Source organism: Vibrio sp. 2134-1, from assembly GCF_033339495.1.
The window spans coordinates 1-655 of sequence record NZ_JAWOUS010000524.1 but is presented as its reverse complement, the minus strand read 5'-3'; the positions used below and the strand labels follow the sequence as shown (position 1 = coordinate 655).

General features: G+C 46.7%; 1 protein-coding gene. It reads right to left on the bottom strand.

The window, feature by feature from the left end:
• Positions 1-655, bottom strand: a 655-nt coding sequence (menA, locus tag R7R78_RS27010; RefSeq protein WP_225474721.1) for a 1,4-dihydroxy-2-naphthoate octaprenyltransferase, incomplete at both ends; no start/stop codon positions are given.

The window sequence follows — 655 nt, the reverse complement described above, 5'->3', positions numbered from 1 at the left end:
GAGTTTGAGCTACCACAATTGTTGCAAACAAAACGTTAGTGACTAATGAGCATTTTACGATAACTGGCAGCATTGGAGCGATTTGTGCAGGTTTTTCTGTATCCCAAACGGCTTTACCATGATGAATGACGACATAAACGCTCAACAAGAAGGGTAGGCTAATCCACAGAGGTTTGTCTTGAATTAACAAGTAAGCCGCAAACGCTAAAATAGCACCACCAAGCAAGATAAAGTGGTACTGCTTGGCTTTGTGTTGGCCCAAACGGACGGCGACCGTGCGCTTTCCACATTCGCGATCGTTCTCGATATCACGCATGTTGTTGATGTTCAGTACCGCTACCGCGAGTAAACCACAGCCCAGAGCTGGTAAGAATAGAGTGGTGTCTACATGTCCAGTATGCAGGAAGTATGTACCAGATACGCCTAGCAGACCAAAGAACAGGAATACGGAGATATCGCCTAAGCCGACATAACCGTAGGGCTTACTGCCCATGGTGTAAGCAATCGCCGCGATAATGGCAAGAATACCCAAACCGATGAAGGTGATGATGCTTTCTGGTGAGCTCAGCGCGTAAAACACCAAAACCAAGCCTGAGATGGCGGTAAGCACGATATTAAAAATGATCGCCTGTTTCATCTGTTTGGCACTAACGGC